Source organism: Paenibacillus sp. FSL H8-0048, assembly GCF_038002825.1.
Classification (GTDB): domain Bacteria; phylum Bacillota; class Bacilli; order Paenibacillales; family Paenibacillaceae; genus Paenibacillus_AQ.
Genome location: NZ_JBBODF010000001.1, coordinates 1,810,391 through 1,831,381, shown reverse-complemented (window position 1 = coordinate 1,831,381; position 20,991 = coordinate 1,810,391). Strand labels below are relative to the sequence as shown.

Here is a 20,991-nt window from a genome sequence, read left to right as displayed (position 1 = left end):
AACCTTTCAATGTAGAGGAGGAGGTCCGGTGAGTCTGACACTGCTGAGCAAATCACATCAAAAGTTTCAGTACAGACGTAGTCTGGTGCTGCTGCGAAAAGGGTCTGATCCCGGTAAAAAGCTATTTCTCATTCATGATGGTACCGGCAGGATCGAGGGATATCTTCCGTTATGTGCTTCACTGGATCCCCGGTTTGACATCTATGCGGTCATACTGGATGCAGCTGTAGACGGAATACCCCGCAACATTCGGATAGAGGAATTGGCCAGCCGGTATGTGGAGTACCTGCTTAATCTGACAGAGGGCCCGTTTTATCTCGCAGGCTGGTCGATAGGAGGAAGTATCGCCATTGAGATGTCTAATCAGCTGGAGGCGAGGAATGCGCAGGTGAAGCTCTGCTGCATGTTTGATACTCCCCAACCCGGTTACTATCCGAAAGGGAGTGTCGCGGCATTTACAGTGGCCTCCGAATATGAGTTCTTCAAGCGGTTCATCAAGAGCGGCAGTGTGCAGAGGGAGCTGAATGCGTACGAGAGTATGAGCATGGAGTCTTTTTGCTCTCAGCTTATTGATGCTCCGGCTGAAGCCATTGACTGGGAAGCTTTTTTTGCAGGGTTAGACGGTGAATGGCCGTTTCCCTTGGTGAAGCTAGGCAATCTTACTTATATTGACCGGCTGTATCTGCTCAATATCAATCGTATTCTCCACCATGCACGAACAGAATACTCGCCTCATACCGTAGGAACCTATCCGGTTCATATGTTTCAGGCCATGATTGATCCCATACCTGACCTGAATGAGTGGTCGCGGTACTGTTCATATTTCACTATCCATGAAGTGAACGCAACTCATTATTCTATCTTTGATCCAGAACCCAAAGAGGCTATAGCATCCCAACTCAATGCAATTCTCGAAAAGGAGTGTCCCGCATGACACATTTGTTCGATAGCGTATTTGCACTGCATCAGGACCGGCTTGAGCGTCTGCCACTTATTAACCAACCGAAACTGGGTTATAGTTCGATCTATACACCAGAGGAAGTGCTTTACGCTGCAGGCGTTGTCCCTTTTCGCATAACAGGTGATACACGTACCGTTAATTCGGATGCAACCTCGTTGTTGTCTAACAATTTTTGCTCCTATATCCTAAGCTGCCTGAGTGAAGGCTTGGAGCAGGTCTATTCGTTTTCAGACGGTCATATTTTTGTAGATACATGCGACATGCGTAAGCGGCTGTACGAAGTGTGGCAGAAGAGCGTTGGTGATTCTTTTCATTATCTATTGGAGCTTCCGAAGGATGTCAAGGAATCGTCGAAGAGTTACTACCGCTGGCAAATCGAACGGCTGATTAAGGAGCTGGAGGAGAGATATTCCTGCACGATTGGCCAAACGGAACTCCGGAACGCAATCAGGCTGTGTAACAAATCTAGAAGACTGCTGCAAAAGACGTGCAGAATGCGCAATCAGGGCATACTCCCGATGAATTCTGTCGACATGCTGGAACTGGTCAAGGCCGGCAGCTCGGGATTCAATGAGGAATTCAACGAGAAGCTGGAAGCCATTCTCCAGATCTACGAAGGGGTAGAGATACCTGCTCATACAGAAGGCTGCAATGTACTGCTCACTGGAAGCTATTTCGACAATGCGAATATTCTGGAGGTTATCGAACGTACAGGTGCCCGTGTCGTCTATGAGGACATGAGCACGGGATACAAATATTTTGAAGGTGAAATTGATGAGAATGCAGAACCACTGGAAGCTATTGCGAGTTATTACCTGGATAAAGCGACAAGTGCACGGATGATCGATGCAGACCGGAGACTTGCCCATATCCAGCATTTAATCCGGGAGCATAATGTGGATGCGGTGTTGTACCTTTCGCTTAAATTTTGCGATACCAATCTGATTGATTATCCATATATCCGCCACGCGCTTGCCCAGCTCGGAATCCCGGTATTATTCATCGAGTCGGAACGGCATATGACCAATATCCAGAGTATCAAAACTAGGATTCAGACTTTTTTTGAAACGAGAATATCTTAGAGGAGGCCATAATGACACTGACTAATGATTTTAAGCTGATCGATGGTGATGACCGGAGCCTGCAGGCTAAGAATATGGCAGAGAATCTGGTCAGCTACAATGTGCAAAACTACTCGCAGCCGAGCTATCCTAAGACAGCCCGTATCCGTTCGCTGTTCAATGCCTATTACATTATGCAGTGCTTTAAAGAGCAAACCAAGGTCGCGTATGTCGGAGAGGTTTTTCCCAACGAGCTGTTATTCTTATTCGGTTTCATTTCACTAAACTTTGAGAGCATATCCACGCTTTTCTCCCAATCCGATGCGATAGATATGTGTCTGAGGCTTACGGAGGAGAATCATCTTCCGAGAGATTTATGCTCCAGTGTTAGAGCTGCCTATGGAGCGGCATTGGCCAATTGTCTGCCAAGACCGGATATCATCATCATCAACAATCACTTATGTGACGGGCTCGCCAAACTGGGCTTTCAATTCAGTAAAATCTATGACAGTACCTACAGTACCTTTAATGTGCCGATGCTGCAGACGGAGGAATCAGTTGCCTATCTGACCGGACAATTTCAGGAAGTCCTCAGGGAAGTTGAACAAGTAACAGGAATGTCCTATGACGAAAAATCTTTTCAAGAGGTTATCAAGCTTTCCAATGAGGCGAAGGATTACTTCCTTCAGACGATTGATATTGCCAAGCAGGTGCATATCCCGGGACTGCAGCGAGAGCTGTATGAAATAATGGCTGTTAATTGTTGGGGCATGAAAGAAATGGTGAAGATTTGCCAATCCCTGCACTCAGAGACTCTTGAAAAGCTGGAAACACAAGAAGTAGCACCTAGAAAAAAAAGGATGCTATGGGTTGGACTGGCCCCCGATCAATCGCACGAGCTGGTTCAATATTTGGAGAGGGAAATTGAAATTATCTATTGGACTACCTATTGGGAAGGTAATTTGATGAAGCTTGATCCTGAGCGACCTCTGGATAGTATGGCTGAGCGGTCTATCGCATATTTGTGGAATTCTGAAAGAATGAGGGAACAGACCGCCGTTGTCTGCGAGCAAAATCATATTGATTGCATTATCCTGGTCAATACCTGGGGCTGCAGAAATATGATGGGTCTTAGCCAAGCGGTCAGGGAAATGTCTGTCACTAAGCAGATTAAATATCTTTCGGTTGACGTGGACATCCGGGACAAAAATAATTATTCGTTCTCTCAAGTAAAAAACCGTATTGATGCGTTTCTGGAAATTATCTAACCTTCAGAAAAAGGAGACTATCATAATGATTACATTAGGAATAGATATTGGCTCGCTTTCCACCAAATCGGCGATTCTTAAGGATAAAAAAGAAATCCTTGCTTATGATGTCATTTATACCGGAGGCAACAACAGACAATCTGCTGAAATGACCTACCAAAATGTCATTGAGAAAGCCGGACTGACACCCGATGACATTGACCTTGTAGTGACTACCGGCTATGGCAGGGAAAATGTACCATTCTCCAATAAGAATTATTCTGAAATTACTTGCCATGCAAAAGGAATGTATTTCCTAAATCCGGAAATCCGTACTATTCTTGATATCGGAGGGCAGGATAGCAAAGCGATACAGCTTGATGATAACGGGAATGTGCTGAACTTTCTAATGAACGACAAGTGTGCGGCTGGCTGCGGAAGGTTCCTGGATATTATCGCGCGGGCGCTGAATGTCCAGCTTGAAGACATGGGAGAAATTTCACTCAATTCCACCTCCGCAGCACGGATTAGCAGCATGTGCTCTGTTTTTGCCGAAACGGAGGTTGTCTCCTTGGTGGCTGTAGGCACACCTGCTCCCGATATTGTCAAAGGCGTTCACGATTCCATTGCGACGAGATCCATTGCTTTGCTTAAGTCGGTAGGAATCCGGGAACCGCTTGGAATGAGTGGAGGTGTAGCTAAAAATATAGGGATTATCAATTCGCTGAAAGAAAAGCTGAACATGGATATTCATGTTACCGATTATCCTCAAGTCACTGGTGCGATAGGTGCAGCGTTTCTCGGACAATAAGGATATAAAATATGAATGAACAAAGGGGGGGATTCAACTTGAATCACACGGCTGCACTTGATAAAATCTCTTATAAAAAAATTATAAACATCACCTATCCTATTATTTTGTCGATGTTTTCCATCAATATTATGGTATTTATTGATCGTGCATTCGTGGCGCAATACGATATTACGCAATTTGCGGCGGTTATGCCGTCCAGTAATGTTGCGACATCATTAGGGAGTATTTTTTTGGGTGTTGTAGGGTTTTCTTCTACATTAATAGCCCACTTTTACGGGGCGGGCGACAAGAATAGCTGCAGCAAATCTTTGTGGCAAGGAGTGTACATAAGCCTGTTTTCTTCACTCATTTTACTCCTTACAGCACCCATTTTTGCATCAGTCTTTTCACTCATGGGACATAGAGGAGAACTTCTAGCCTATGAGAAGCAATTTTTTTACCTGATGATCTTCTCCAACTGTGTGCAGATTATGATTGCCGCTTTTTCCAGCCTGTTCCGGGGTGTGGGTGATACCAAGAAAATTCTGTATGTTGCGCTGATTTCCAACCTCTGCAACATAGCTCTGGATTGGCTGTTGATTTTCGGCCATTGGGGCTTCCCGGAACTGGGTGGAATCAAGGGGGCGGGTCTCGCTACCCTGATCAGCTGTTTCATTAATTTGGCGATTAATATCCTCATGCTCTGTTCCAATTCCTATAAATCAGGCTTTCAGATCTTTAAGCATATCAAATTTGATCGCGAGTTGTTCGTGAAAATATGGAAGTTCGGATTGCCTTCCGGTGTCCAGTCCTTTGTAGGTACTGCCTATTTCAGTCTGCTATTGCTGATTATCGGAAAAACGGGAGAAAGTGATTTAACTGCGGCAAATATTGTGTTTACGATTGAAGGCTTATCCATCTTTCCGATCTGGGGACTCGGTAACGCCTTAAGCATTCTGACCGCTCAGGAGAGGGGCGGGGGAAGGATTGAAAATATTTCGGTCATCCTGAAAAAGGGTTTGTGGTTTGCACTTGGGTTCAATGTGCTGATCATAATATCGTTCAATCTGTTTCCGGAGTTCCTTGTGTCCATTTTCCACGCCAAGCAGAGCCAAGGGTATGATCTGGTCAGGGATATTACCGTCCCGCTTATAAGATTGACATCCGTATGGATTATATTTGATTCTGTTCAAATTGTTATTGGAAGCATCCTGAGGGCAACGGGAGACACCTTGTTCATGATGAAGTTATATTTGATTCTGCCTATTCTGTTTTATTTGCTGCTTCCTTATTACACTTACATCATAGCTGATTATTCGTTATTCTGGGTATGGATCGAGCTGTTAACATATACGATAGTTATGCTGCTTATTGTGACCTGGCGGTACGTAGGAGGCAAGTGGCGTAATATCGAGGTGTTGAACAATCAGTCAGTGAGAGCCTGATGCTGGTCAAGCAATGAAGAAAGGGGAAGATAATGATGATTGAGCTGGCTCCCAAGGATTATCACAAAGCGCTCGACCTGGTCCGCCAGATACAGATTAACACCATGTTCGCTGAAGCGGTGCTTGAGCAGCAAATTACAGGACATGTATATGTAGATTGTATTGAGAACCCCTGTACCTTTTATGTAGTCCATTCCTATGGGATGTCTTTGCTGTTCGGTGATGCTGGAATTGAGTCCTTTACTAACAAGCTTTACGATTATATAACCAATCAGTCGGCAACCAGGGAACAAGTGGAATGGCTGCAGGCTGATCCGGGGGGAGAATGGAGCGGGATAGTGGATGGTATGCTATCCTTCCATAACAGTGAGCTCAAGAAGTGTGATTTGCCGTCCGGTGGCTTTGAGGAGAAAAGAATTATGAGAAATACCAGAGTCAACTTCACCTTTGATCACGATGCCTATCAGCAGGCAAAGCAGAAATTTCCCAGGCACAGTGAGCCTGTAATCCGCATAACCCCAAAGCAGTTTTTGACCCAGACCGGAGCTGTAATTCCCCGGCACTTCTGGCGGGATGAAGAGCATTTTGCCACGGAAGGCGTGGGTTATGCCCTGCTTCGCGATGGAGAAACTGCTTCAAGCGCATTCTCCTCTTGCCGGACCGGGAATCAGCTGGAGATTGGAATTGAGACGGCGGAGGCTTACAGGGGAAATGGTTATGCGGTCTCCGTATGCTCCGCTCTAATCGAGTATTGTCTAGACCATGATCTGGAGCCCGTATGGGCTTGCCGTCTGGAGAACGAGGGGTCCTATTATTTAGCGCAGAAGCTGGGCTTTCGGCCGTCGGTAACGTTGCCTTATTATCGGCTGCCGGTATAATCACTAAGAGAAGAGAGGAATCTCTGGGTGGCGGGCATTCAATAATAAACTCAGTAAAAATAAGGGTGACCAAGAGCCGGAGTAACGCCCGGCGATTCGGTCACCCTTATTTGCTATACTCTTTAGCCTTCCGTCTGCAGCCGTTGCTTCAGCTGTTTTTGTTCGGAATGCAGGGCCAGCTCAGTCTCGAGCTCCATGCCATAGGCTGCGGCCGCCTTTCTGGCATGGCTATGATCAGGACCATAGCGGTGGCCCATCATGTAACAGTTCTTTACCACGTTACTCCTAACCAAACAATAGCCCAAAAGAGTAGTTTTGGCCGTATTCACCAAGATGTAAGAAAGAGTTGATCCTTTCATGAACGTTTGAAGGCAATAAGGTGACCGGAACTGTTTTACTTAAAATTAAAGATATAATAATTCAAAATATCTAACTGCTTGGATAAGGAGGCACTAACGTAATGGGCATCGATACTGTGCTGTGGAGCAGACTGGTGACAGGCTTAACATTGGGGTTCCACGTTATTTTCGCAACAATTGGCGTTGGGGTTCCGCTGATGATTGCTATTGCAGAATTCATGGGCATACGCAAAAAAGACGCTCACTACACGTTAATGGCCAAGCGATGGGCCCGCGGGTTTGTCATTTCTGTAGCCGTTGGCGTGGTGACAGGTACGGCGATTTCACTGCAGCTGGCCTTGGTCTGGCCGAATTTCATGAAGCTGGCCGGTAACGTGATTGCGCTTCCGCTATTTATGGAGGTGTTTGCGTTCTTTTTTGAGGCGATCTTCCTGGGCATTTATCTCTATACCTGGGACCGCTTCAAAAAGCCGTATATCCACTGGCTCCTTACGATCCCGATTGTTGCCGGTGCCGGGATGTCCGCTGTGTTTATCACGACTGTAAACGGGTTCATGAATCAGCCTGAGGGCTTTGCCATGGCGGGAGGACAATTCACAGCTGTGAATCCGGTGGAGGCGATGCTGAATACAGCGACGTTCTCCAAGGTGTTCCATGTCTTAAGCTCAGCCTATCTGACCGGGGCTGCACTGCTGGCAGGCATTGCCGCATTTGCGCTACTCAGAAAGGGCGCTTCGGAATACCATAAAAAAGCGCTGAAGCTGATGATGGCCGTGGTGATGGTGTTTGGACTGCTGAACGCACTAGCTGGAGATGTATCTGCGAAATTTTTGGCGGAGCATCAGCCGGAGAAGCTGGCAGCGGCAGAGTGGCATTTTGAAACGGAGAGCGGAGCAGATCTGGTTCTGTTAGGGTGGCTTAACGCAGAGCATGAGGTGCTGGGCGCACTGCACATTCCCAAATTTCTCAGCTTCCTCGCCTTTGGCGATTTCAATGCAGAGGTGACCGGTCTGAATGAATTTCCTGCGGATGAGCGGCCGCCGCTCCTGGTTCATTATTTGTTTGATCTAATGGTCGGTATAGGGTTCGCCCTATTAGGCATTTCATTCCTGTATTTCCTGTTTGTATTCTGGAAAAAACGCAATGAGCATAACAAATGGCTGCTCCGCGCCATCGCGTTAGGCGCACCGCTTGCTTTTCTGGGAGTCGAGCTGGGCTGGTTTTACGCTGAAATTGGCCGCCAGCCCTGGATCTTAAGGGGATACATGCGTGTAGAAGAGGGGGCAACGACATCCCCGAGCGTGAGAATCCTGTTTTTTGTTTTCCTGTTGCTGTACATCCTGTTGGGAACTGTATGCGTTCTTGTGCTGCGGCGCATGTTCAAGGACAATCCGGCGGAAACCGAGATGGAGAAGTGGCATCAGCCTCCCGGAGGCAACTCAACAGGAAAGGGTGAGCACGCAAAATGAGTTATGAGCTGATTGGAATTTCAGTGCTCTGGCTGTTTTTATACGGCTATTTAATCGTGGCCTCCATTGATTTTGGAGCCGGATTCTTTGCATTTTATGCGCGGCTGACGAAGCAGGATCATCTGATTAACCGTTTGATCTCCCGCTATTTATCGCCTGTCTGGGAGATTACGAATGTGTTTTTCGTCTTTTTTTACATCGGACTTGTCGGCTTCTTCCCGGATACCGCTTATTATTACGGCTCGGCGCTGCTTGTTCCGGGAAGCATTGCTGTGATCCTCATCGCGATCCGCGGTTCGTTCTATGCGTTCGAGAATTACGGGTCCAAAAATAACATCGTATACCTCTTTCTGTACGGCGCTTCGGGGCTGCTGATTCCCGCATCCTTGTCCGTGGCGCTCACTCTGTCGGAAGGCGGCTTCATCTTCAAGCAGGGGGAGAGCGTGTCTCTGGATTACTGGGCATTGTTCACCAACCCCTTATCCTGGTGCATTGTAGGCTTGGCGATTGTATCCGTGCTGTTCATCAGCGCCTCCTTTTTGGCCTTTTATGCTTCCCGGGCTGAGGATCAACCCGCGCTGAAGCTTATGCGCACCTATGCGCTGTTCTGGAGCACGCCGACGATTGTTACCGCGCTGACGGCCTTTATTTATCTGGGACAGCACAATGAGCGGCATTTTCAAAATATGATGGATTTATGGTGGCTGCTTGCGCTGTCCGTCGCTTTCTTCATGCTTGCCATGTGGCTGCTGTACAGCGGACGCCGTTACGGGCTGGCGTTCATAAGCATCATGCTGCAATTTCTATGCGCCTTCTTCGCTTACGGGATCGGGCAGTACCCTTATATTCTGGACCCGTTCATTACGCTGGAGAACAGCATCACTTCACCGGCCATGGGCCTGGCGCTCGTCATTGTATTCATCGGCGGGATGTGCCTACTCATTCCTTCTCTGATTCTGGTGTTCAAGCTGTTCCTCTTTGACGCAGATTATGTGAAAGGAAAGAAATAAATGAACAAGACAACAAGCCTGATTGCTGAGCAAATGTCACGGCAACGAAAACGGTTGGTTATGCTGGCCGTCCTATCGCTCCTGCTCGGTATTGCGATTGTAAGTCAGGCCGGGCTACTGGCGGAAGCGGTGCAGCGGGTGTTCGTGGAGAGGGCTTCCTTATCTTCGGTTGCACTGCTGCTCGCGCTGCTGCTGTCAGTGATGGCGATCCGCACGTTGCTGTTATACGGGAACGGAAGAATAGGCTTGGCTATGGCGGCCGACGCTAAGGCAAATATGCATTCAGCCGTGCTGCAAAAGCTTACCCATGCCTCCATGCCTTCAACGCTGCGTGGGCAGACGGGAGGAAAGGTCAGTGTGGCTCTGGATGCAGTGGACGAGACGGACAGCTACTTCAGTCAATACATGCCGCGGATGGCCGAAGCTGCGATCATCCCGGTTCTGATTCTGGTCGTTACGTTCATTTTACATGCGAATACCGGCTTCATTCTGCTGTTTACGGCACCGTTCATCCCGCTGTTCATGATTCTGGTGGGACTGCAAACGAAGAATAAATCGGAAGAGAAGTATGCGCAGCTTGCCGAATTCTCCGGCACCTTCCTGGATTCGCTTCAAGGGCTGGTGACCTTGAAAATATTCGGACAGGGCCGCCGCCAGCAGCAGCAGATTGAGCGCAGTAGCCTGGGGTACCGTGACGCGACCATGGATATTCTGAAGGTTGCCTTTACGAATACGTTCATGCTGGAATCCATCGTCATGCTGGGCATCGGGATTGTCGCTCTTGAATTGGCTATTCAGCTGCTCGTGTTCAAATCAATGCCGTTCCACACGGCATTTCTGGTGCTGCTGCTTGTTCCTGAGTTCTTCAACCTGCTCAAAAATACAGGCACCGCTTTTCACAGCGGGCGGACCAGTATGGGGGCGGTCCGTAAGGTGGAGCAGATGCTTGCGGAAATCAGCGGCGGCACCGGTGCACAGCCGGAAGCGGGCGGGCAGACCTCAGCCAAGCTGCTCAAGCTGCCGCCATCCATTGCGCTCGATGGTGTACATTTCCACTATGCACCCGGTTCATTCGAGCTTAAGGCTGGGTCTGTCTCCATAGAACCCGGACAGCATGTTGCCATCGTCGGCCACAGCGGCTCGGGCAAAACAACCTTACTCCATCTCATTGCCGGGCTTTTGAAGCCGGTATCAGGGACAGTGACGGTGAACGGAAGCCCGCTGACAGAGTGGGAGGAAGACTCATGGTTTGAGCAGGTGAGCTACATTACGCAGCACCCTTATATTTTTGCCGGCACCTTCGCTGACAATATCGCCATCGGCGCCGGACGGAACGTATCCAGGGAAGAAATCAGGCAGGCCGCAGAGGAAGCGGGACTTGCACCGCTGATTGCCGGGCTGGAGCAGGGATTAGACAGTTATGTCGGGGAAGGCGGCAGGGGACTGTCGGGCGGGGAAAAGCAACGTCTTGCTTTAGCCCGGGCCTTTTTGAAACGTCCGGCCCTGATCTTGTTCGATGAGCCTACGGTAGGCCTCGACTTGCAGACCGAACAAATTCTGCAAAGCTCCATAACAGCGCTGGCCCAAAAGGCCACGATGATCACAGTCGCACACCGGTTATACACGATCCGGCAAGCGGATAATATTTTGTTTATGGACCATGGAGTATTAGCAGCGGCCGGACCTCACGACGAGCTCCTTGAACGTATGCCTCAATATGCCCAGATGGTTGATATGCAGCGAAAAGGAGGGTCAGCATGAATGAACTGGCGATTTTATCCAAGGCCATGATAGCGGAGCGTAAGGATATTCTCCTGTCGATTCTGGGAGGGTTTATTGCCGGCGCAGCCGGTGTGGCCCTCTTCTCCGCAAGCGGGTATCTGATTTCACAGACGGTCTTCATGCCGCCGCTCTACACCCTGATCGTACTGACCGCGCTGGTCAAGCTGCTGGGTCTGCTCCGGGCGGCAAGCCGTTACGGAGAACGCCTGTATTCGCACAGAGCCACCTTTTCCATGCTTAGCCGTTTGCGCACAGGCTTTTTTACCCGGCTGATCCCGTTAACGCCCGGTATCTTGAACAAGAACCGCAGCGGAGATCTGCTGGCGCGGATTGTCGGCGATGTAGAGAGCCTGCAGAATTATTTTTTGCGTGTCGCTTATCCGCCGGTGATCGTCATCTCGGTGTTTCTGGCAACCATGGTGTTCAGTGCTTCTTATTCGTTCTGGATCGCCTGCTTATTTGTAACAGGGATGCTGCTAACCGCATGGGTTGTACCGGGCATCGTACTGCTGGGCCAGCGGGCGATACACGGGCGTGTCCGTAAGCTGCGGGCGCTGCTGTCAACGGAAGTGACTGAAGTATTATATGGCTTCCGCGATCTGAAGGTGTACGGGCAATTGCCGCAGCGGGAGCAGCAGCTCCAGGCGGCTTCAGCAGCACTGACAGCAGAGCAGCAGCGTGCAGCAGGCCATCTGTTATGCGGACAGGCAATGCACACCTTTGTAACCTTTTTTATATCGTGGGGTGTACTGACGCTAGGGGCCTATCTAATTATGGAAGGTTCGCTGTCCGGCGTATTTCTGGCTATGCTGGTCATGGCCTCACAGACGGTGTTCGAAGAAGCAGCGGCCATGGCTACTTTACCAGCCTATAAGCAAGACAGCGAGCACGCGGCCAGCAGGCTGACTGAAACTGTACTGACTGCTGGTGATTTACCTGTGCAGCCGGGCGGCACCCTGGCGGCGGGAGATGCTGTTTCGGTGGAGCTGTCCGGCGTTACGTTCCAATATGAAGACGAGTGGCGGCCCGCGCTGACCGAGGTGTCGCTGCAGCTCCCGGCAGGCTCCGGAACGGCAGTGGTCGGACCGAGCGGTTCCGGCAAATCCACGCTGATCGATCTGCTGCTCAAGCTGCGCACGCCTGTATCCGGGGACATCCGTTTGAACGGTATTCCGGTGCAAGAGCTGGATGAGTCAGGCATCTGGGAAGCTGCGAATGTCGTATTGCAGCAAAGCCATTTTTTCCGCGGAACGGTCCGTGACAACCTGCTGCTGCATGGAGAAGAACAATCCGACGAAGTATTGTTGGAAGCTCTGGCTAAGGCCCAATTGCCGGATATGGCATTAACAAATGTCGTATTCGAAAAAGGAGAGAACCTGTCCGAAGGCGAGAAGCAGCGTCTGGCTCTGGCGCGGGTAATGCTCCGCAAAGGGCGGTTATGGCTGCTGGATGAACCGACCTCTTCACTGGATTATGTAACGGAAGGGCGCGTGTTAACCCATCTGTACGAACAGTCTGCCGGAGATACGTTGCTGCTCATTTGCCACCGGCTTACCGGCTTGGAAGATATGGACAGGATTATCGTCATGGAGCAGGGCAGGGTGATCGAAACAGGTTCGTATGCGGAGCTAATGGAACGAGAGGGGTACTTGTACCGGATGAAGCAGATTGAGCTGCAGATGATTGGAGAGCAATAGGCAACAGAATTACATCCTAAAACAATCCCGATATGACACCAAGCATATCAGGGTTGTTTTTTTGTCTGGTTAAACCTTTTTCTGTAATTCAACAGGTTGTCTATTTACAGGAATATAGTTATATTTTAGGAAATGAAAGAAAGAGAGAATGAATGAGATTATGCTCAAGCAAGCCATAAAATCCATTGCTATTTTATACAAATATGCTCCCTATCTGATCATCTTGAAGTTCTTACAAATCCTGCTGCTGGCTCTGACCACTCCGCTAACGCTATACATAACACAGCATCTGATTGATTCTTTGCAAGGTTATATCAATAATGGTGTTCCGCTGAATCAGCTTGTCCAATGGGGAGCAGGCTTGGTAGCTACTTTGCTTTTCACAGCGAATAGCACCTTCATGGACAGCATGATTACCCTGCGCTTAAGGAGTAAGCTGAACAAGGATTTTATGGAAGAGATTGTGGAGAAATTTAACCGGATAGAGTACTCCTGCTTTGAGGATTCGAAGGTACAGGATCATTTGAACAAAATGGGAAATCACCCGGATGAAAAGATTCTGGAGGTGCTGGTTCAGACCTTAACGATGATATCGCAGCTGGTCAGCTTAGTGAGCTTGATGGCTATCTTTTTACAGGTATCGGGCTGGTTCACTGTGGCCTTCTTGATAATCTTCACACTAATGGTGGTACTGAACTTCAAAGCCATGGAAATGATGAACGGACTGTTCACCAGCCAATCCCGGGATGAGCGTGAACTATCCTACTTGGGGGGACTGCTAAGTGACAAAAGATCCCTGCTAGAACTCAAGGTATTTGGTGCGGTCGGATACATACAGAGTAAATGGAAACAAAAATCGGAAAAGGTGCTAAAAGAGCGCTTGATGACGACGATAAAGTCTCATCGCTATTTTGCTGCCAGCAGCTTTTTGCTTCTAATGTGGATAGGACTAGTAATCTTTGAGCTGATTCATGGAGTCATGGACGGGCGGGTGTCTGTCGGGTTGTTCGTTTCTTTGGTTGGAGCATCCGGCAGTATTTTGGGCATTGCAGATGATCTGTCATTGCTGTTCTCCCGGCTGTCTCATCGTTGTATGGAGATTATGCATTATGAAATGTTCATGCAGCTTCCAGAGCGGCAAATTACAACTGTATCCGTGCATCCGGCACCTGCCGACTCTGAACCGTATCCATTCATAGAATTTAAAGATGTTTGCTTTACATATCCGGGGACTGCAGAACAGGTGCTGAAGAAGGTCTCCTTCACCATTCATCAGCATGAACATCTTGCTTTGGTTGGCGGGAATGGGGCCGGTAAATCGACAATTGTAAAGCTGTTAGTGAAGCTATATGTTCCAGATCGCGGAGAAATATTGATTCATGGTGTACCCTTGAACCAGATCAGTCAAGAAAATCTTAGAAACAGTATAGGGATTATCTTTCAGGATTACGGCAAGTATTCACTGACTCTTCGGGAGAATATCGCTTTTGGTAACATAGCCAAAATAGGAAATGACAATGACCTTAGAGGCGCTTTAACCAAGGCAGCACCCGATGGGTTTCTGTCTGATTTGGATACGGCTCTAGGGAAAATTGCGGAGAACGGTATAGATCTGTCTGGAGGACAATGGCAGAAGATTGCCACGGCCCGTGCCTATTTGGCAGATTGCCCTTTCATGATTATGGATGAACCGACAGCGGCATTAGATCCGGTGGCTGAGAGTGAATTGTACGCAACTTTTAGAGATATGATGGGGGAGAAGGGTTGTTTATTTATCTCTCATCGATTGGCGAGCGCCAGATTCGCTGACCGTATCTTAGTGCTCCAAGACGGTGCTATTGTGGAAGACGGAACTCACGAACACTTAATCAGTCAGAAGGGTATGTATGCAAATCTATGGAGCAAGCAAAGCTCTTGGTATAGGGACAGTGATAACCATGAAGGATAGATACACACCGCTGGTGATTGTGCTCAGAGTATACAAACAAACGTTAAAGGCTGCTCCCTGGTCAGGGATTTTGTCTCCGCTGTATTATTTGCTTGAGGGCATTTTTCCGGTATTTATAACGATTATTTCGGCCGCTCTTTTTAACGAGGTTTATTCTTACTCGCAGGGAAGGACGGAGGCGGAGCCTCTTTTTTTCTACGGGGGAGTTCTGCTGGCAGGCTATGTAGTGAAGCAGATCCTTCAGTTTATATCTAATATTACAATCAATGCCGGAGTATATGAACGATGCACAGACTATCACAAACAGGCTATAGCCCACAAGAGCTCCCGGTTACCGTTAATCCTGTATGAGGACTCCGAGACCATGAACATCAAAGCTAGAGCTATGGACTGTGTAAACCGTGAAATTCTAAGTCAAATTTATATGTCATCTGCGGTATTTGCTACAAGCGCTATCAGTATTATTTCATTGGTGTCTGTGCTGGCCAGCTACAATTTGCTGTTTATTCTGTTGTCCTTGTTGACAGTCATGCCCTATTTTATTGCGAGAAGGCTGCGTGGTAAGGATTTCTATGCGCTGAAGAAGAGACAAACCAAGCGGGTCCGCTACAGGGATTATTTATGGGAACTGTTCAATGATAAGACCGCAGTGAAAGAAATGCGAACTATGGGGTTCGACCAGTACTTAAGCGAGCAATTTAAAGAAACGAGAGTTGAGATCGATAAGGAGTTATGGGCATTCAGTAAAAAGGATGCATTATCTTTGCTGTTCTGCGATACAATTCGTGTCATCGGTTATACGGCGAGTGTAGTTCTCGCACTGGTCCTAACCCTATCCGGGGAGATTAACATAGGCTTGTTCGGAGCAAGCATCGGGGCTTTCTTATCTGTGCAGAATGAAACGAAGAAGTTCTTAATGGATTTAGGCAGCCTTCCTGAGAAGATAGCCTTTGCCAAGGACTACTATACTTATTTGGACTTGAATGAAGAACAGAAAGGCTCTGTGCAAAAAAAGGGGCTGAGCGAAAGCATAAAGCTGGAGCAGCTTGAATTTACTTACCCCAACGCTGCTGGCCAATCCATCAAAGGAGTTAATCTGGAAATTCATAAAGGTGAGAGGATAGCGATTATAGGTGAAAATGGAAGCGGGAAAACAACGCTCTCGAAGTTGATTTTGGGACTATACCCCGTTCAGCGCGGTACAGTTACCTATGATGGAGAAGCCTTAGAGGGGCTGAATCAGGATACGCTTTTCCAAATGAGCTCTATCATTCCTCAGGATTTCATGAAATATTCCCTTACTCTGAGAGAGAATATTTGTATCTCGGATCTGAGCAGATTAGAGGCTGACAATGATATTCTGGATGTACTTGCTGCGGTTAATCTGGAATTTGAACCCGCCCAGCTTGATTGTATGTTAGGCAGAGAATTCGATGGCCTGGAGCTTTCGGGCGGACAATGGCAGAAGCTCTCTATCGCCAGAGGATTATTTAAGAATAGCGAGCTTATTGTGATGGATGAGCCGACGAGTGCTCTCGACCCGCTGATCGAGAATCAGATCCTGATGAATTTCCTTACAGTAGCTCAGGGCAAGACGGCAATTATCGTCTCCCACCGGACCGGCTTGTGCAAGCATGTAGATAGACTTGTTGTGATGAAAGCCGGTGAAATCGTCGAAGTTGGCAGCCACAGCGAACTCATACAGCAAGATGGCGACTATACAAGGCTGTATACAACGCAAGAGCAGTGGTATGTTTAGCAAGAATTATAGAGCCCAAGCCTCTTAACGGTGTTACTGTATTAAACTTAGCGGCGTATGTGTATATGGATATTGGCTTCGTTTTCAACGCTTCCTTTTGTGTTGAGTAGCGGTTTCGCCGAAATACTTTTTGAACGCATTGCTGAATTGCTCCGGGGTAGCGAAACCAGCCTGTGCTGCGATCTCGCCAATCGATATTTGTGTAGTGAGCAGAAGCCTTGAAGCGGCGCCCATCCGGGCTTGCTGCTTCTTATCTTGGAAGGACATGCCGTATTGCTTATGAACCATTCGTTCCGTCTGTCTGGTGCTTAGCCCCAATTGGTTGGCAAGCTGTTGTAGCGTAATGGAGTTGTACTCATATAAAAAGCAGTTCTCGATCATGAGCAGTCTGCTATCATCGAGAGTCTTCAGGGGAAGGGACGGTATAACGGAGTGATTCCCTCTATAATGCCTTAACAGGCAAATCACAATCATCTCAAGAATGTTGGTCGCCATATGATGGACCCCAATCCGCCCGCGGGAGAGCTCTTCGGCAAGCATCTCGAATAAGGAAAGCATGGTACCGTCCTCTTGCCCAATCCAGAAGGGGTTGGCTACCAGCAGTTCGGGGAGAGACGGCTCGCTGAAGTGTTGATGTTTTACATTCGGAGAAACGGAATTTCCGGGCAATACCTCAAAGAAGATGCAATATTCCGCCATAGGGTCTTCCAGATCGGGAATCTGCTCGTGAACGACATCCGGGCCGGTTACAAAGAGCATGCCAGGCGAAATCGCGTAACGGTTGCCTTGTGCAATCAGAGTCCCCTGGCCGGTTGGAATGTAATGCAGCTCGTAGCTTCCCTGGCTGTGGCTGTGTGCAGGCATAGCCTTATAGAAGTACCCGAACTTGACATACAATACGTTCAATACCATTGTGCCCAGAGTCAGCTTGATATCCAGATCACCGATGTTAATGTTAGGTAAGTTCATTCTTCCGGACGCCCCCCCCTTGTCAAAATGCGACATTCATTGTTCTTCCTTGTCATCTCTAAGGATAACGAATCTCAGCCTCCATTGATATAATTATTACTGAATTTCGATGTAATGTGATTCATTAGCCCAAACCGCTCAGGAGGAGATCCAATGACGATTGCACCGGAACCAGCACGGATGTATAAGAAGGGGAATTATGCAAATGTCTATACAGAAGTTTCAGCAGTTCATCCCGGAAATGCATGGCGGGAAGGTATGGTTAGCGGAAACGGGGAGAACGGATATATTACTTCAGGCTCACCGTATACGGACTGCTTTATTTTTCAGAATATGTGGTTTAACTATCCTTCCAGGGACCCGCGTGCGGTTCCGCAAGAATTGACAGGACAACTGGATGCCGCCAGGCAAAATGTGTACAGGCAGAACGATGAATGGAAGATTACAGATGCTAACGGATCTACCCGGATCAGAACCTTTTATTACAGCTACCATCCGGGCCATCAGCTCCGGTTCAATATACCCTCCTATGGAAGCTTAAGCGGATATCAGCGATGGACGAATTATGAAACTGCGGAGACAGGGGTACGGTACAGCGATGAGAATGGGGAGTGGGTCCGTACTTCCTTTACTTCTCGTGAGGATAATGTCTCAATTACCAGGATTACAGCTTCTTCTGCAGGTGCAAAAGTTAATATAACCCTCTCGATTGACGATATATCCTCGATGAGCGGAGCGAACGAAGGTCACATTGAGCTGAAGGGACTGCAATATAAAAAGCTGGTGGACGCAAATGCCGACATTCTCGCCCAGGTTGCGCATTACCCTTTTTATGCGGAAAGTGAACTGGCTTACGGGGGATACGCCGGCTTGACTCAGGTTGTTGTTGTGAATGGAACCAAAAAGAGAATACAGATGCAAGGCAACCATGAAGCAGTGAACGTTGGTCAAGAGGCCAACCCGGCAATCCAGATTAAGGACGCTGATGCTGTATATCTCATTACGCGCTCATGCAGAACACATTCTATGGGAAGCATCGAAGATTTTGGTGCAATGGCTCACTACAATATTGTAGACGAGCTCTTTGAAGGGACCCGTGCCGTTGTTCAAAAATATTCAGCAGCAGATGGTCATTTAGATTATGAAGCGGCACTGGCTGCTCACACTATCAAGCATTCCGCAGAATTTAATGCAGTGAGCTTCCATATTGAAGGCGATGCACCTCACAGGAATTCGGACAACCAGACCTTAATTGCTGAGCAGCAATCAACCCCGGCAAGGGTTAATCATGCCTTTATGGAGCAGGTATACAATCAGGGGCGGTATGCCATGATCTGCTGCAGCGGTGCAAGCGCACCGCGCTTATATGGAATGTGGACCGGGGAGTGGAATCCTGGCTGGCGGGGGATTTATACGCTGGATGCCAATGTGAACCTGCAGGTGGCAGCCATGAATATTGGTCATTTAACTTATGCGCCGCTCGGGTATATTACATTTTTTCTCCGGAATACGCCCGATTTCGAATACAATGCGCGAATGGCCTACGGAATGCACGATGCCATTCAGGTCTCTGTTAACTCTGACGGGGACCGGGCAATGCATGTCGAATATGACAATGATTATCCGTTTGAATACTGGAATGCCGGAGCAAGCTGGTGCCTTCTGCCCATTTATGAATATTGGCAATGCTGCGGGAATCAGCAGATACCAATCAATGATCAGATGAGAATCCATAAGCTGAAGCCGATTCTAAGCGTTGAAGATGGAGGGCTGGCTGATGAAGAATTCGCAGAGTTGCTCGGCAGGGGATATTTGGATTTAGAGCAAGATATCCTGCTTCCCTTGCTGACCAAGCAGGCCAACTTTTGGGAGCAGATCTGCACACCGGAATATTACACGGATATTAACGGGAAGGCTTGTTATCGGCAGGGGAAAGCGCGGCTTGATCCGGGAGAGAAATACTTGATTATTCCTGGATATTCTCCGGAAAACCATCCTATCGGATATAACAGCACCATTACGGCAAATGCCACGATGGATATATCAGCTGCACGAGATGGTCTCTCTATGGTTATTGCAATGGAACGGGAAGTCAAACGTGAGGGTTATGAAGCAGCTATAGCTAAGTGGAAGGCATTACTTGAGCTGTTGCCGGATTATAAATATGACTACGATGGTGCTTTGCGCGAATGGGCAATGAATGAATATACAGAAAATAACAACCATCGTCATTTGAGCCATCTGTATCCGGCATGGCCTGCTTATGAGACACAAGCCGATCCTGCGCTGACACGGGCAGCTAAGATAGCGATTGATAATAGAGACCGGTTGAATACCGGCGATGATACAGCAGGACACGGCTGGATGCATAAGGCACTAGTGCAAGCCAGGTTGAAGAATGGTGACGGAGTACTGTCATCCCTTCTGCCAATGATGAGAGATGCGGCGTATTACAGCTCCTTAATGACAGATCATGATTCTAACAGAAGATGCAATTGTTATTGCACGGACACCTTATTCGGTACTGTGGCAGCTGTGAATGAAGCGCTATTATTCTCGAACACAGGCGAAATAGAGATCCTGCCAGCGTTGCCCTCCGATTGGCTGACGGGTTCTATACATGGGCTTATGGCAAGAACCTGGGCTGAAGTCAAAACATTAACCTGGAATCTTCCTGCGAAATCAGTGCATCTGGTACTGCGTTCCCGTAGGAATGACAATGTCATCCGGTTAAGCGCTGGACTTCCTTGGACAGAGGCCCGGATCAACGGGGAGAGGTTGGATGTGGTACAGGACTCACGGGGGAAATATATTCAATTCACTCTAAGTGAAGGAACAGAGGTTAGCGTAACGTTTGAATGGTAAGAGAGACGGGAAAGACACCTTTGAAGTATCGCCGTGCGCAAAAGCAGCATTCCTTTCTTCCTTTAACGGGGAGCGGAGACAATGCTGCTTTTTGCGGTTTAGTTAAAAAAGGTACATGCACCTTAGCCAAAATAGGGTTAAGCTAGAGTTATAAGAATGGAGGGGACACACCATGAAACAGCTCTACATCAAGCAAAAGGTATTCAGCATAGGCGAAAAGTTCACAGTGAAGAATGAGCAGGAGCAGGATGTGTATTATGTGGAGGGCAGCTTCATGCGGATTCCCAAGACCTTCTCGGTTATGAATGCCGGCGGGAGGGAAGTTGCACAGATTACGAAGAAGGTGTTCAGCTTTCTGCCCAAATTCTTCGTGGAAGTGGATGGCCGTGAGGTATTGACGATTAAGAAGGAGCTGTCATTCTTCAAGGCGCGCTATTCGATAGATTCGGCGGATATTGAGGTGTACGGGAACTGGTGGGACATGGATTTCCAGGTTTTGCAGCGCGGGACCGTCGTCGGGGAAGTGAGCAAGAAGTGGTTCACCTGGGGCGACAGCTACAGTGTGCAAGTATGGAATGAGGAGCTGGAGGCGATCATCATCGCGATTGTGGTTGCCATTGATTGTGTGAAGAGTGATGAAGCCTCGGCTTCTAGCCAGTAGCCGGCATGTTAGAATAGATCAATTATGATCCTGCTTAGATCATTGTTTTGGGGCAGGGCGTCTATTAGAATTTGGGGGTAGGTAACG

The 20,991-nt window shown here is 48.2% G+C and carries 16 protein-coding genes; 14 read left to right on the top strand and 2 right to left on the bottom strand.

Annotated features, from left to right (window positions below; translation table 11 throughout):
• Window positions 1-28 precede the first annotated feature (28 nt).
• The 6 genes from NSU18_RS08010 to NSU18_RS07985 are packed head-to-tail and all read left to right on the top strand — an operon-like array spanning window position 29 to window position 6,385.
• Complete coding sequence (locus tag NSU18_RS08010; RefSeq protein ID WP_341148730.1) at window positions 29-934, top strand: thioesterase domain-containing protein; 906 nt, start codon at window positions 29-31, stop codon at window positions 932-934.
• The gene (locus NSU18_RS08005) at window positions 931-2,043 is read left to right on the top strand and encodes a 2-hydroxyacyl-CoA dehydratase subunit D (protein ID WP_341148729.1); all 1,113 of its coding nucleotides are present in this window, start codon (window positions 931-933) and stop codon (window positions 2,041-2,043) included. Before NSU18_RS08010 ends, NSU18_RS08005 begins: the two co-directional genes overlap by 4 nt.
• A gap of 11 nt (window positions 2,044-2,054) precedes the next feature.
• A complete protein-coding gene (locus NSU18_RS08000) occupies window positions 2,055-3,290 on the top strand; it encodes a 2-hydroxyacyl-CoA dehydratase subunit D (protein ID WP_341020617.1) in 1,236 nt (411 codons plus the stop codon).
• Window positions 3,291-3,315: 25 nt separating this feature from the next.
• Entirely contained in the window at window positions 3,316-4,080 is a 765-nt protein-coding gene (locus tag NSU18_RS07995) for an acyl-CoA dehydratase activase (RefSeq protein WP_341020618.1), read from the top strand.
• A 38-nt stretch (window positions 4,081-4,118) separates the two neighbouring features.
• Window positions 4,119-5,507: an MATE family efflux transporter gene (locus NSU18_RS07990; protein ID WP_341020619.1), complete on the top strand. Its 1,389-nt coding sequence runs from the start codon at window positions 4,119-4,121 to the stop codon at window positions 5,505-5,507.
• Between the two features lie 32 nt (window positions 5,508-5,539).
• Entirely contained in the window at window positions 5,540-6,385 is an 846-nt protein-coding gene (locus NSU18_RS07985; protein WP_341020621.1) for a GNAT family N-acetyltransferase, read from the top strand.
• A 122-nt stretch (window positions 6,386-6,507) separates the two neighbouring features.
• Here the strand turns inward: NSU18_RS07985 and NSU18_RS07980 are convergent, their stop codons facing one another.
• Complete coding sequence (locus NSU18_RS07980) at window positions 6,508-6,645, bottom strand: hypothetical protein (protein WP_341020623.1); 138 nt, start codon at window positions 6,643-6,645, stop codon at window positions 6,508-6,510.
• Between the two features lie 200 nt (window positions 6,646-6,845).
• Here NSU18_RS07980 and NSU18_RS07975 point away from each other — a divergent pair, with 200 nt between their 5' ends.
• The 6 genes from NSU18_RS07975 to NSU18_RS07950 all read left to right on the top strand — a co-directional run bounded on the left by NSU18_RS07975 (window position 6,846) and on the right by NSU18_RS07950 (window position 16,409).
• Window positions 6,846-8,213, top strand: a complete 1,368-nt coding sequence (locus NSU18_RS07975; RefSeq protein WP_341020624.1) for a cytochrome ubiquinol oxidase subunit I — start codon at window positions 6,846-6,848, stop codon at window positions 8,211-8,213.
• A complete protein-coding gene (locus NSU18_RS07970; RefSeq protein WP_341020625.1) occupies window positions 8,210-9,223 on the top strand; it encodes a cytochrome d ubiquinol oxidase subunit II in 1,014 nt (337 codons plus the stop codon). Before NSU18_RS07975 ends, NSU18_RS07970 begins: the two co-directional genes overlap by 4 nt.
• On the top strand, window positions 9,224-10,984 hold the full coding sequence (gene cydD, locus NSU18_RS07965; RefSeq protein WP_341020626.1) for a thiol reductant ABC exporter subunit CydD: 1,761 nt from the start codon (window positions 9,224-9,226) through the stop codon (window positions 10,982-10,984).
• Window positions 10,981-12,702: a thiol reductant ABC exporter subunit CydC gene (cydC, locus tag NSU18_RS07960; protein ID WP_341020628.1), complete on the top strand. Its 1,722-nt coding sequence runs from the start codon at window positions 10,981-10,983 to the stop codon at window positions 12,700-12,702. The genes cydD and cydC overlap by 4 nt, the downstream gene beginning before the upstream one ends.
• 148 nt (window positions 12,703-12,850) lie before the next feature.
• Window positions 12,851-14,650, top strand: coding sequence for an ABC transporter ATP-binding protein (locus NSU18_RS07955; protein WP_341148728.1), 1,800 nt, complete (start codon window positions 12,851-12,853; stop codon window positions 14,648-14,650).
• Window positions 14,589-16,409 (top strand): ABC transporter ATP-binding protein, encoded by a 1,821-nt coding sequence (locus tag NSU18_RS07950; RefSeq protein ID WP_341148727.1) that lies wholly within the window; start codon window positions 14,589-14,591, stop codon window positions 16,407-16,409. The genes NSU18_RS07955 and NSU18_RS07950 overlap by 62 nt, the downstream gene beginning before the upstream one ends.
• 84 nt (window positions 16,410-16,493) lie before the next feature.
• On the opposite strand, the gene NSU18_RS07945 is transcribed toward NSU18_RS07950, so the two are convergent.
• Window positions 16,494-17,378 carry an AraC family transcriptional regulator gene (locus tag NSU18_RS07945; RefSeq protein ID WP_341020631.1) on the bottom strand — a complete coding sequence of 295 codons (885 nt, stop codon included), beginning with the start codon at window positions 17,376-17,378 and terminating at the stop codon, window positions 16,494-16,496.
• 153 nt (window positions 17,379-17,531) lie between these two features.
• Here NSU18_RS07945 and NSU18_RS07940 point away from each other — a divergent pair, with 153 nt between their 5' ends.
• Window positions 17,532-20,243, top strand: coding sequence for a glycosyl hydrolase family 95 catalytic domain-containing protein (locus NSU18_RS07940; protein WP_341148726.1), 2,712 nt, complete (start codon window positions 17,532-17,534; stop codon window positions 20,241-20,243).
• Window positions 20,244-20,415: 172 nt separating this feature from the next.
• Entirely contained in the window at window positions 20,416-20,904 is a 489-nt protein-coding gene (locus NSU18_RS07935) for an LURP-one-related/scramblase family protein (RefSeq protein ID WP_341020633.1), read from the top strand.
• Window positions 20,905-20,991: the final 87 nt, after the last annotated feature.